At 70.7% G+C, this 11,922-nt stretch carries 11 protein-coding genes; 5 read left to right on the plus strand and 6 right to left on the minus strand.

Translation table 11 applies throughout. The features are described from left to right. Nucleotides 1–11: 11 nt before the first annotated feature. Nucleotides 12–908, minus strand: coding sequence for a LysR family transcriptional regulator (locus tag AB0K80_RS21590; protein WP_365671996.1), 897 nt, complete (start codon nucleotides 906–908; stop codon nucleotides 12–14). An 80-nt stretch (nucleotides 909–988) separates the two neighbouring features. Between AB0K80_RS21590 and AB0K80_RS21595 the strand changes: the two genes are divergently transcribed. The 4 genes from AB0K80_RS21595 to AB0K80_RS21610 all read left to right on the plus strand — a co-directional run bounded on the left by AB0K80_RS21595 (nucleotide 989) and on the right by AB0K80_RS21610 (nucleotide 5,175). Next, nucleotides 989–1,657 (plus strand): MOSC domain-containing protein, encoded by a 669-nt coding sequence (locus AB0K80_RS21595; RefSeq protein WP_365671998.1) that lies wholly within the window; start codon nucleotides 989–991, stop codon nucleotides 1,655–1,657. Nucleotides 1,658–1,912: 255 nt separating this feature from the next. Next, on the plus strand, nucleotides 1,913–3,523 hold the full coding sequence (locus AB0K80_RS21600) for a multicopper oxidase domain-containing protein (RefSeq protein WP_365672001.1): 1,611 nt from the start codon (nucleotides 1,913–1,915) through the stop codon (nucleotides 3,521–3,523). A gap of 76 nt (nucleotides 3,524–3,599) precedes the next feature. Then, nucleotides 3,600–4,373: an SDR family oxidoreductase gene (locus tag AB0K80_RS21605; protein ID WP_365672003.1), complete on the plus strand. Its 774-nt coding sequence runs from the start codon at nucleotides 3,600–3,602 to the stop codon at nucleotides 4,371–4,373. Between the two features lie 109 nt (nucleotides 4,374–4,482). After that, nucleotides 4,483–5,175: an ester cyclase gene (locus AB0K80_RS21610; RefSeq protein WP_365672004.1), complete on the plus strand. Its 693-nt coding sequence runs from the start codon at nucleotides 4,483–4,485 to the stop codon at nucleotides 5,173–5,175. Nucleotides 5,176–5,340: 165 nt separating this feature from the next. Here AB0K80_RS21610 and AB0K80_RS21615 read toward each other — a convergent pair whose 3' ends face one another. Beyond that, nucleotides 5,341–6,123: a hypothetical protein gene (locus AB0K80_RS21615; RefSeq protein WP_365672007.1), complete on the minus strand. Its 783-nt coding sequence runs from the start codon at nucleotides 6,121–6,123 to the stop codon at nucleotides 5,341–5,343. A 19-nt stretch (nucleotides 6,124–6,142) separates the two neighbouring features. After that, nucleotides 6,143–6,523, minus strand: coding sequence for a hypothetical protein (locus AB0K80_RS21620; protein ID WP_365672008.1), 381 nt, complete (start codon nucleotides 6,521–6,523; stop codon nucleotides 6,143–6,145). Nucleotides 6,524–7,654: 1,131 nt separating this feature from the next. On the opposite strand from AB0K80_RS21620, the gene AB0K80_RS21625 reads away from it, so the two are divergent. Beyond that, a complete protein-coding gene (locus tag AB0K80_RS21625; RefSeq protein ID WP_365672010.1) occupies nucleotides 7,655–8,083 on the plus strand; it encodes a hypothetical protein in 429 nt (142 codons plus the stop codon). Between the two features lie 828 nt (nucleotides 8,084–8,911). On the opposite strand, the gene groL is transcribed toward AB0K80_RS21625, so the two are convergent. From groL to AB0K80_RS21640, 3 genes are all read right to left on the minus strand, one after another. After that, complete coding sequence (gene groL / locus AB0K80_RS21630) at nucleotides 8,912–10,537, minus strand: chaperonin GroEL (RefSeq protein WP_365672012.1); 1,626 nt, start codon at nucleotides 10,535–10,537, stop codon at nucleotides 8,912–8,914. Nucleotides 10,538–10,645: 108 nt separating this feature from the next. Continuing rightward, nucleotides 10,646–10,954 (minus strand): co-chaperone GroES, encoded by a 309-nt coding sequence (gene groES, locus AB0K80_RS21635; protein ID WP_029382138.1) that lies wholly within the window; start codon nucleotides 10,952–10,954, stop codon nucleotides 10,646–10,648. 202 nt (nucleotides 10,955–11,156) lie between these two features. Continuing rightward, nucleotides 11,157–11,828 (minus strand): polysaccharide deacetylase family protein, encoded by a 672-nt coding sequence (locus AB0K80_RS21640; RefSeq protein ID WP_365672229.1) that lies wholly within the window; start codon nucleotides 11,826–11,828, stop codon nucleotides 11,157–11,159. Nucleotides 11,829–11,922: the final 94 nt, after the last annotated feature.

An 11,922-nucleotide genomic window follows, 5' to 3' on the forward strand; every position in this document is an offset into this window, starting at 1 on the left:
CTGCGGGGCCGCTAGCGGGCCGCAGCCCGCGCCAGCTGGTCCAGCGTCGCCGCCACGGCCGGCACCTGGGCGAGATCCGGCAGCGTGAGCGCGACGATCTCCCGTCGCACCGCCGGCTCCAGCGTCACCGTGCGCACACCGCGGGGCCGCACGGCCTCGACGGCCAGCTGGGGCAGCACCGCGACACCGAGCCCGGCGCCGACCAGGCCGACCACCGCCGGGTAGTCGTCGGTCGCGAAGTCGATGCGCGGGGTGAACCCGGCCGTCTCGCACACCTCGACCAGCTGCCCACGGCAGCGCGGGCAGCCCGCGATCCACGGTTCCCGGGCGAGCTCGCCGATGGCGACGGACTCCGCGTCCGCGAGCCGGTGGCGCTCGGGCACGAGCGCGACCAGCCGGTCGGTCAGCAGGGGCCGTACGACGAGGTCGTCCCACTCCTCCGCGCCGGCCGCCGTCTCGTACCGGAAGGCGAGGGCCACGTCGCAGTCGCCGTCCCGCAGCAACCCGACGGAGCGGGGCGGTTCGGCCTCCTCCAGGAAGACACGGGTGCCGGGGTGCGCGTCGCGCAGGGCGGCCAGGGCCGTGGGGACGAGCGTGGAGCTGCCGCTGGGGAAGGAGACGAGCCGTACCCGGCCGGCCCGCAGCCCCGCGATGGCCGCGACCTCCTCCTCGGCCGCGGTGAGTCCGGCGAGGATCCCGGCGGCGTGCCGCACCAGGGCCTCGCCGGCCTGGGTCAGGCGCATCTCGCGTCCGGTGCGGATCAGCAGGGGCGTGCCGACGGACGCCTCCAGGGCCTTCATCTGCTGGCTGACGGCGGGCTGGGTGCAGCCGAGCTCGCGTGCCGCCGCCGAGAAGGAGCCGGTGGCGGCCACGGCGCGCAGGACACGGAGATGGCGGGCTTCGAGCACACCTGGAGGATAAGGGACTCTTTGACCGCACCGCGAATAATGCGTCGACGCTTTGGGCTGTCGTCTTCTACGGTGCGCCCATGAAGCTTCTCTCGGTGAACCTGGGCCAGGCGAAGACCGTGTCGTACACGGACCACCCGGAGGGTCTGACCGGCATCGACAAGCAGCCGGTGGCCGGACCGGTGCGGGTGGCCGCGCCCGGACCCAAGGGCGTCGCAGGGAGCGGGCTGGCGGGCGACGCGGTGTGCCACCGGCGGCATCACGGCGGCGACGACCAGGCGGTGTACGCGATGGCCCGGGAGGACCTCGACGAGTGGGAGAACACCCTGGGGCGGCCGCTGGCCAACGGGTCCTTCGGTGAGAACGTCACCACCCAGGGCCTGGACGTGTCCGGCGCGCTGATCGGCGAGCGCTGGCGCATCGGGTCCACGGTGGTGCTGGAGGTGACCTGCGGGCGGATTCCCTGCCGTACCTTCCAGGAGCACCTGGGAGAGAAGGGGTGGGTGAAGCGGTTCACGGAGCGGGGTGCGCCGGGCGCGTATCTGCGGGTGATCGAGCCGGGTGAGATCCGTGCGGGCGACCCGGTCGAGATCGTGCACCGGCCGGACCACGACGTGACCGTCGCCCTCCAGTTCCGGGCGGTGACGACCGACCGTACGCTGCTGCCCCGGCTGCTCGCGGCGGGCCGGGCACTGCATCCGGAGTCGCTCCAGGCGGCGCGGCAGTACGTGGAGAAGTACGGCCGCTGAGTGCGCGGGGCCGGGGCAGTAGCCGGCGCTACGACGCAGCCGCTGAGCGCGGTCGGGCGGCGAATGCTGTCAGGCGTCCCCCTCCCGCAAATGCGGAACTGACGAACCGTCATCCCCCTAGGCGCAGATACGTTTCTCGGTCGGCCCCGCACGGCTCCTAGGGGGAAACCCCAGACAGCGGGCAAGGGTTGGCTCGGGGGCGGGTCGGGGCCGGCCCCCGATGTCCTGCGCGCGCCGATCGACGACGCTCATGGCATGACTCGCCTCATGTCTCGCAGCGGCCCGCAGGACGGGCCCGCCGGCCCGGCCCCGGGTGGCCGTCGCGCCGGCCGACGCCGAGCGTTCCGCATCAGGCGCCTGCTCGTCGTACTCGGGTCGGTGGTCACCGCCGTCGCCGTGGCCGTCGGCGCCCTCTTCGCCTGGCTGTGGACCGATGCCCCGGTCAGTACAGTCGGCAAGCACCGGTTCGACACCCCCCTCGCGATACCGCCGCTGGCCGAGTCAGCCGTGGACAAGGACGGCACGCGGGTGTTCGACCTGCGCATGCAGGCGGGCCAGACGGAGTTCCGGAGCGGGGTGAAGACCCCGACATGGGGGTTCAACGGTTCCTACCTGGGCCCGACGCTGCGCGCACGGCGCGGCGAGCGGGTCCGCGTACGGATCACGAACACGCTCGACGAGGCGTCCTCCGTGCACTGGCACGGCATGCATCTGCCGGCCCGGATGGACGGTGGCCCGCACCAGCCGATCGCACCGGGCGCCACCTGGAGCCCGCACTGGCGGGTGGACCAGCCGGCCGCGACGCTCTGGTATCACCCGCATCCGCACGGCAGCACCGAGCAGCACGTCAGGCGTGGTCTGGCGGGCTTGTTCCTGCTCGACGACGAGCACTCGGCACGCCTTCCGCTGCCCCGGCGGTACGGAGTCGACGACCTGCCGGTCATCGTCCAGGACGTCCGCTTCGACGGTGCCCGGCTCGACGACGACCGCAGGCTCCTGCAGAACGTGGGGTTCCTCGGGGACGAGACCATGGTCAACGGCACCCTGCGCCCGTACCGTACGGTCCGCGACGAGCTGATACGCCTGCGGCTGCTCAACGCGTCCACGGCACGCACCTACGCCTTCGGGTTCCCGGACGGGCGGACCCTGTCCCTGACCGCGACGGACGGGGGCCTGCTGGAGCGGCCGGTGTCGCTGGACCGGGTGCAGCTGTCGCCGGGCGAGCGGGCCGAGATCGTCGTCCGGATGCGGGCGGGCGAGCGGGTGATGCTGCGCAGCTTCCCGCAGAAGAACTACGGGGATTCCTGGCAGCGCCGGTTCGGCGGCGGTGACGACTCCTTCGACGTCCTGGAACTGCGCGCGGCGCAGCGGCTGCGCTCCTCGCCCGCACTCCCGGCCGTCCTCGCACGGTCGGCGCTGCCCGTGGAGAAGGAGGCGGTGCGCGGGCGGTTCTTCGACCTGAAGCGGTCGGGAATCAACGGACGGAAGATGGACATGGGGCGTGTCGACGAGACGGTCACGCGCGGAACGACGGAGGTGTGGACGGTCCGCAACAGCAACGGCATGCCGCACAACTTCCATGTGCACGACGTGCAGTTCCGGGTGCTGGAGGTGAACGGATCGCCTCCGCCGCCCGCGCTGGGCGGCCCGAAGGACACGGTGTTCGTGCCGCACGGAACGACGATGCGGCTGGCGCTGCGGTTCTCCGGACCGGCGGACCCGGACACCCCGTACATGTACCACTGCCACCTGCTGTACCACGAAGACGAGGGGATGATGGGCCAGTTCGTGGTGGTGGACAAGGGGCAGCGGGCGGGTGTGCCGCCGGCGCACACCGGTCATGAGCCGGCGGAGGAGGGGCGCTGAGCCGCCGCAGGTGGACATGTCGTGTGGGGCCCCGCGCTGAGCGGACGCGCCCGGTCCGGGTAACTACCCTTGGGCCATGACAACGGCTCTGATTACGGGATCGACGGCAGGCATCGGGGCCGCGTTCGCGCGGCGACTGGCGGCCGACGGGCACAACCTGGTGCTGGTCGCCCGCGACACCCAGCGGCTTCGGGAGCAGGCGACCGAGCTGCACGACCGGCACGGCATCGAGGCGGAGGTGCTGACGGCCGACCTGGCCGAGGACAAGGGCATCGAGGCCGTCGCCGCCCGGCTGGGCGACCGCAAGAACCCCGTCGACCTGCTGGTCAACAACGCCGGTTTCGGCAACAAGGGCCGTTATCTCGAGGTGCCCATGGCCGACGAGCTGCGGATGCTCAAGGTGCACTGCGAGGCGGTGCTGCGGCTGACGTCGGCGGCGACGGAGGCGATGCGGGAGCGGGGCCGTGGCGGTGTCGTCAACGTCGCCTCGGTGGCGGCCTTCGTACCGCGCGGGACCTACGGCGCGTCCAAGGCGTGGGTCGTGCAGTTCACGCAGGGCGCGGCGCGGGACCTGGCCGGCAGCGGCGTCCGGCTGATGGCGCTGTGCCCGGGGTTCGTCCGTACGGAGTTCCACCAGCGGGCCGGCATGGGCACGGACAACATTCCGAACTGGATGTGGCTGGACGCGGACAAGCTGGTCGCGGCCGCGCTGCACGACCTGGCGCGGGGCAAGACGGTGTCGATCCCGGATCCGCGCTACAAGGCGCTCATGGGGGCGGCGAAGCTGGTGCCCCGGGGCATGCTCGGCGGACTGACATCGAAGACGGGGCGGAAGTACGGGCCGCAGTAGCGCGGCGGACTTCCCGGCGGGCCGGGCGGGGGGCCGGACGACGGGCGGTGGGGCGTGCCGATGGCGACAATGGTGCTGTTCGACCGGACCAGGGCCGGGAGGTGGCGCCATGACCTTCGTACAGCTCATCGACTGCAGGACCAGCCGGCTCGACGAGATGAACCGGCTGATGGACCGGTGGGTCGAGCAGACCAAGGGGAAGCGGACGGCGACACACGAGATCGTCGGCAGGGACCGGTCCGACAGCTCGCACATCGTCGAGATCGTGGAGTTCCCGTCGTACGAGGAGGCCATGCGCAACTCCGGGCTGCCGGAGACCGACGAGATCTTCCGCGAGATGGTGGCGCTGTGTGACGACGAGCCGACGTTCACCGACCTGGACGTCGTGCGGGACGAGCAGCTCAACACGCTGGCCGCGCGGGCGTTCTTCGCGGCCATGGGCCGGGTGGAGCCGGACCGGCTGCGCGAACACGTCACGGACGACTACGTCGACAACGACCCCTCCTACCCGCGGCCGGTGCAGGGCTTGAAGGGGTTCGGCGAGCAGTACGCGAGCTGGCGGGACGCCTTCGACTTCTCGTTCCGGATCGACGACCAGATCGCCCAGGGCGACCGGGTGTGCACGCGGTGGACGTGGACCGGGCGGCACCAGGGCGACTTCCTGGGCATCCCGGCGACCGGCCAGGACGTGTCCATGACCGGCATGACCTGGCAGCGGTTCCGGGCGGGGAAGATCTGCGAGGGCTGGTGGATGTACGACCGGGCCGGGCTGATGGAGCAGCTGGGGGTACTCGGCCAGTGACGCCCGCGAAGGGAAGGTCCTGGTCCTTGACGGAGCGCCCGCAGGACCAGGACCGTCTCGCAAGCGGCTGCGGCTGAGGGAGGCGGGTTCGGCCACCGGGTGGCGGGCCGACGGCCACCGTCGCCCCGCGGTCCAGGTCCGGGTGTGCGGCCGCAGCCGTACGGGTCACTCGCTCCGGGTGATGCGCGCTTCGCCCGAAACCGTCACGCTGTTCTGCGGCAGTGCCGCGATGACGCCCTTGTGCCTGTCCGACTCCTTCTTGAGTTCGGCGTACTCGTCATAGCGGAGCAGCTGCACGAAGCCGTAGCGGATGGACGCCGGTTTCGCGTGCCGCAGATCCACGTCTATGTGCTCGGACGCGTTCCTCGCGGCTATCTCTCCCTTGAGGTAGAAGCCCGTCTTCGGGGCATTCCCAGAGTCCATGATGTTGTCGATGCGCACCATGTAGTACAGCCGCTCTCCGGCTTTCGTCTCACAATTCACTCGCGCCGACAGTTCCCCCCGGTCCCTTACTTCCAGATCCGGCGGGGTCAATTGCACTCCGTCCTCGCCCGCCGCACGGCAGTCGGGCAGCGTGGCCCCTGCACCATCGCCCGACAGGGGCGCCGGGGCAGGCGTTCCGAAGGGAGGCGCCGAGGTCCGCGACGGACCGTCGGGCGCGAGGTCCGAGGAAGCGGTGTGCTCACCGGTAATCGCAGTGGGGCGCGGTTCGGCTCCGGTGGACGACGGGGAGGGCGGGGCCGCGTCATCTCGGTGATCCGCGCCGTTGCTTCCCCTCGGCCAAAGGACGACGACGCCCAGCAGGAAGATCAGGGCGAGAAGCACGACATTCGTGAGAGGGGAAGCGAACAGGAACTGGTTGTGGTCGCCCTTGCTGCTGACGGCTGTGCGTCCGCCCGCGACCCCTCCCTCCCCCGCGCGCGCCCGAGTACTGCGGTTCTCCCCCACGGAACCACCACCCATTCGCTCACGTCACCTCGTCCTCGTCGCCCTTGATCACGATCGTGTCCCTGCCGGCAGCCACGCTTCCGCGACGGGCGCAGACCGCGCCACCCGCGGACGTGACGCCGCGCCTGAACCTGACCTTGTTCCTTGCTCCGGAGACAACGGCCGCGTGCCGTCCGGCCGCCACGCTGGTGCCGTCTGCTGTGACAGTCCGTGCCTGCGCCGGGACGATCTGCCACACCGACACCACAAGGGCTGCGACGGAGGCCACCGCCCCCACGACGCTCGCCACCTGGTCCGCCTCACTCAGGTTTCCGCCGACAGCGCGAGCGGTCAGGAACACGACGGCCGCAAGGGCTGCCGCCGCGACAACGAGAAGAAGAACCTTCTTACAGACGGTCATGCCCCTATTTGTACATCACGCGAACTCCATCCGGAACATGGGGATTTCAACACCTAGAAAAGGAATTGTCGCTTCCGGATGGCGGGTGAGATGCCGTAACTTTCCTGACGGGCCAGCCGCCGACGGACTGCGGCAGCGCGCGCCGAGGCGGACGCGTCCGCTCCGCAGCCATCGGGCGCTCCGGCGCCCCCTCACGGTGTAGCCGGGGCAGGCACTGGACGACATCTGGACGGTGGTCCGGATACTGGGCACCGGTGCCACGGCTCCAGGCGCCGCCTGGTTCGCCGTACCGTCGCCGAGGACGCGGACTGGTGCCTTCGTGTCTTCGAAGTCGCCCTGGACCGGGAGAAGGGGGCTCGCCTGCACGCGGCGGCAAAGGCGCTGAAGGAGGTCGGCGGCAGGATCGTGAGCTGCTCGCCGAGCCGCGTGAGCTGGTGGGTCACATGCCGGCAGACGGCTCATGGCAGCTGATGCTGTTCGACTTCTCCCTGGTGGGCACCCCTGACCAGCATGTTTTCACACAGGCACGGCGGGTACCTCGATGTGTATCTCTGGAGGCGGGCCGCTCCCGGCACGACGCACGAGATGGCCTCCATGGAGAGGCCGGTGCAGGAGACGGCCAGGGCGATCCGCGCATGGTCGCCGACGCGACGCTGCGCACGTCGGCCGAGCTGATCCCGCAGGCCCTGAGCGAGGGCCTGCAGCGGTTCTTCGAACGGGCTTTGCACCGGGACGTCGAGCAGCGTTACGACAGTCTGCGGCAGTTGCAGGAGGCGTGGCAGGAGGTCTTCCGCGCGGCCGACGCGTCCCGTCCGGCGACCACTCGAGCAACGGTCACATCAGTGCGGACGACCTGGAGGTGGCGTTCTGGTCGCCGAAAGCCTGAAGCAGCACGCGGTCCCGCCGCCGTCGCCCGTGGACGCAGGCGCTGGGACAGGGTCAACTTGCCGTCCCACAAGGAAGTTGACGCGGGACAGCTGACTCGTCACCGCTTGCCGCTCGCAGCCACCGAGCGAGGACCCAGCTCCCGACCTGCATGCTCGACCGATTGGGTTTATACATGACATACAAGGTCAAAGGGGCACGACTATGAGAAGACTGGGTGTTGCAGCCGCCTGCACTGTGGTGACCGTGACAGGCGGACTGGTCCTCGGCGGCTGTGCCGGCGAGGACGACAGCTCCGCTCCAGCTCCGAGCAAGGCCACTACGCCGGCGGAGCAGCAGGCGAAAGAGCAGGGCGAGAAACCCCAGGGCGGGCGGACCGAGGTAGGGGGCGGCGAGCGTGACGATCTCGTCAGCTTCCAGATTGACGACCGCTCCCAGGCGGGGTTCGCGGACGTGTGGGTCACCTGGACTATAAAGAACCAGAGTTCGGAGAAGTCCGACTACTCCTGGGAGTGGGAAGCCATCGGCCCGGACGGCAAGCGCCTGTACAACTCGACCGAGTTCGTGACCGACGTTCAGCCCGGCCAGACGGCGACGGGCGAGTCCCCCACCACGCTCAAAACGGCTGACGTCAAGATCAACGTCACGGATTTCGACAGGACCAAGTCCTACTGAGGTCGTCCCGGGCCGGGGACTCCGCGCAGATCCGGCCCCGCAGCGGACGAAGGCTTGTACACGAGGGCTCACTGGGGGCGGCTGCCAGTTCCCGTGGAGCGAGAGCTGGCACGAGGGAGCGGGTGGGCCGTAGGAGCCCGGTGCGTGAACGGTGAAGAAGCGGTCCGGCGGTGACAGCTACGGCTGAGGCGGCGGGTTCTGGGCTGGACCGCGTGTGCTGAAGGACCTGCAGGGGCAGCCCGCCTGCTGCAGGACGATCGTCGCCAGAGGGCCGGGAGCGAGCCGTAGTTGCGAGTGGCAGCCGCCTGCACGGCGGCCTGGCGAAGGGCCGCGTGAGCGTCGTGGTGCTCTGCTGGAATTCACGACACGGCAGGGACCTGCGTGCGCCCCGTGCGGGGCCCAGCTTCCCGCAGCCGGCCCGCTGCGATCCGGAGCGGCAGCACGCGCCTTTGCGTGACCGGCTACCGGTGATGCGGACAGCGGGGGCTGTCGGCGCGCGGGCACCGGGAGCTGCAGTGCAGGGTCGCGTCCCGCGTCGTGGTGCAGGAGGGATCCTGTGCGTCACCCCGCTCACGGCCCTCCTCAGCCTGATCCTGCCCGAGGTGGACGCCGCTGCTGGGCGTGGCCTGACGTTCGCCGAGGCCCTGCCTGGACGGCTGGGGCGGGCCGGCTTCGCCATGAGACTGGCGGACGAGGACGGCGCGCGGGCAGCGCTTGCGGCGCCTGTCCGCTTCTTGTTGCGGTACGCCGACTGAGGGGGAAGGCGGCGACGCCGAGGCCCGGCATCCGTGTGGATGCCGGGCCTCGGTTCGCTGGTGCGTGCCTGCGTCAGTGGGCGTGGCCGTGGCCGTGGCCCGCGGCGGCCGGCTCCTCTTCTTCCTTCTTCTCGACGACCAGGGTCTCGGTCGTCAGCAGGAGGGAGGCGATGGAGGCGGCGTTCTCCAGGGCGGAGCGGGTGACCTTGACCGGGTCGATGACGCCGGCCTTGATCAGGTCGCCGTACTCGCCGGTGGCGGCGTTGTAGCCGTTGCCCTTCTCCAGCTCCTTGACCTTGGAGACGATGACGTAGCCCTCCAGGCCGGCGTTCTCGGCGATCCAGCGCAGCGGCTCGACGGCGGCCTTGCGGACCACGGAGACACCGGTGGCCTCGTCGCCGGTCTTGCCGAGGTTGTCCTCGAGGACCTTCACGGCGTGGACGAGCGCGGAGCCACCACCGGAGACGATGCCCTCCTCGACCGCGGCGCGGGTCGCGGAGATGGCGTCCTCCAGGCGGTGCTTCTTCTCCTTCAGCTCCACCTCGGTGGCGGCGCCGACCTTGATCACGCACACGCCGCCGGCCAGCTTCGCGAGGCGCTCCTGGAGCTTCTCGCGGTCCCAGTCGGAGTCGGTGGTCTCGATCTCGGCCTTGATCTGGGCGACGCGGCCCTCCACGTCCTCCTTCTTGCCGGCACCGTCGACGATCGTGGTGTCGTCCTTGGTGACGGTCACGCGGCGGGCGGTGCCGAGCACGTCCAGGCCGACCTGGTCGAGCTTGAGGCCGACCTCCTCGGAGATGACGGTGGCGCCGGTGAGGACGGCCATGTCCTGCAGCATCGCCTTGCGGCGGTCGCCGAAGCCGGGGGCCTTGACGGCGACGGCGTTGAAGGTGCCGCGGATCTTGTTCACCACGAGGGTGGACAGGGCCTCGCCCTCGACGTCCTCGGCGATGATCAGCAGCGGCTTGGAGGAGTTGGCCTGGATGATCTTCTCCAGCAGCGGCAGGAGGTCCGCGATGGCGGAGATCTTGCCCTGGTGGATCAGGATGTACGGGTCCTCCAGGACGGCCTCCATGCGCTCCTGGTCCGTCACGAAGTACGGCGACAGGTAGCCCTTGTCGAAGGCCATGCCCTCGGTGAAGTCCAGCTCCAGACCGAAGGTGTTGGACTCCTCGACGGTGATGACACCGTCCTTGCCGACCTTGTCCATCGCCTCGGCGATGAGCTCGCCGACCTGCTGGTCCTGGGCGGACAGCGCGGCGACGGCGGCGATGTCGGACTTCTCGTCGATCGGGCGGGCCGAGGCGAGCAGGTCGTCGGAGACGGCCTTGACCGCGGCGTCGATGCCCTTCTTCAGGGCGGCCGGGGAGGCACCGGCGGCGACGTTCTTCAGACCCTCGCGGACCAGGGCCTGGGCCAGCACGGTCGCGGTGGTCGTACCGTCACCCGCGATGTCGTTGGTCTTGGTCGCCACCTCCTTGACCAGCTGCGCGCCGAGGTTCTCGTACGGGTCCTCGACCTCGACCTCGCGGGCGATCGTGACACCGTCGTTGGTGATGGTCGGGGCGCCGAACTTCTTGTCGATGACGACGTTGCGGCCCTTGGGGCCGATCGTCACCTTCACCGTGTCGGCAAGCTTGTTGACGCCGCGCTCGAGGGCGCGACGGGCGTCCTCGTCGAACTTCAGGATCTTCGCCATGGGAGCGTGAGCCCTCTCGGGAATCTGGGTGAAAGAACTGCGCCCCGGCGCCCGGCTTCTTATCGGTCGCGGGGGCCAGGGGCGCAGTCACAGAGCAAAAGAGGTGACTTACTTCTCGACGATCGCGAGGACGTCGCGGGCCGAGAGAACGAGGTACTCCTCGTTGTTGTACTTCACCTCGGTGCCGCCGTACTTGCTGTAGAGCACGACGTCGCCGACCTTCACGTCGAGCTCGACGCGCTTGCCGTCCTCGATGCGGCCCGGGCCCACGGCCAGGACGACGCCCTCCTGGGGCTTCTCCTTGGCGGTGTCCGGAATGACCAGGCCAGAGGCCGTGGTCTGCTCGGCGTCCAGCGGCTGGACCACGATGCGGTCCTCGAGCGGCTTGATGGCAACCTTGGAGCTGGCGGTCGTCACGATCCGACCTCCCCCTTCGGAGATCTCACGGGGTTAACTGTCTGAGGTGGCGACCAGGTCGATCCGTCGTCGCGGGTGCCGGACCTGCCCGTCGCTTTGTTGGCACTCTCCTGTGCCGAGTGCCAGAGCCGAGACTATGACCGCGATTAGCACTCGGTCAAGCGGAGTGCCAATTGCCGGCGGGCGCGTCGGCCGGCCGCTGTCAGATGTGGTCCTCCAGGCGGCCCACCCGCAGCCCCTGCCCCTGGATCTCCCGCAGCAGCCGCCGCGTCCGGTCCGGCAGGGGCAGGCCGGTCGCCCCGGTGTCCGGGTCCACGGCCACGATGTCGCCGGGCCGCAGGCGGGGTTCGCCGCGGGTGTAGGCGAGGGTGCCGTCCGGCCGGACGGCGGCACGCCACAGGACGACGGCCGAGATGCCGCAGTCGGCGGCGGCGCGCAGGGTGGTGGTGTCGTACGTGCCGTGGGGCGGGCGCAGCAGGCGGGGGCGCAGGCCGAAGCGGGCGTGGAGTTTGTCCTGCTGGCCGCAGATCTCGGCGCGCTGCCCGGCGTAGGGCAGGCCGCGCAGGGTGGAGTGGTCGAGGGTGTGGTTCTGGATGCTCGCACCGACCGCGCGCAGGCGCGCGAGCCGGCCGTACGCCGGTCCGGCGACACGGTCCGTGAGGAACAGCGTGACGGGGAGCCGGCGGGAGCGGAGCAGCTCCACCAGGCCCGGGTCGCGCTCGGCGTCGTCGTCGTAGGTGAGGAAGACGACCCGGTCGCGGGTGGGGACGTGGTCCACGACAGGCGCGAGACCGGGGGCGGCCGACGGGAGAGCGGGGGCGGCCGGCCGCCGCGCCGGGGCGGCGGACGGGAGCGCCGGGGCGGCGGACCGCAGACCAGAGGCGTCGGGCGCCAGGCCCGACCCGCCGGGCGCGGCGGACCGCAGACCGGAGGCGGCGGACCGGAGCCCCGGGGCGGCGGGTGCCGGA

This window comes from Streptomyces sp. NPDC052682 (assembly GCF_040678435.1).
GTDB lineage: Bacteria > Actinomycetota > Actinomycetes > Streptomycetales > Streptomycetaceae > Streptomyces.

What these genes read in the sequence shown, in the direction of transcription:
- AB0K80_RS21595 (WP_365671998.1), top strand. Translation starts at nt 989, where the DNA reads ATGAAGCTTCTCTCGGTGAACCTGGGCCAGGCGAAGACCGTGTCGTAC.
- AB0K80_RS21600 (WP_365672001.1), top strand. Translation starts at nt 1,913, where the DNA reads ATGACTCGCCTCATGTCTCGCAGCGGCCCGCAGGACGGGCCCGCCGGC.
- AB0K80_RS21605 (WP_365672003.1), top strand. Translation starts at nt 3,600, where the DNA reads ATGACAACGGCTCTGATTACGGGATCGACGGCAGGCATCGGGGCCGCG.
- AB0K80_RS21610 (WP_365672004.1), top strand. Translation starts at nt 4,483, where the DNA reads ATGACCTTCGTACAGCTCATCGACTGCAGGACCAGCCGGCTCGACGAG.
- AB0K80_RS21620 (WP_365672008.1), bottom strand. Translation starts at nt 6,523, where the DNA reads ATGACCGTCTGTAAGAAGGTTCTTCTTCTCGTTGTCGCGGCGGCAGCC.
- groL (WP_365672012.1), bottom strand. Translation starts at nt 10,537, where the DNA reads ATGGCGAAGATCCTGAAGTTCGACGAGGACGCCCGTCGCGCCCTCGAG.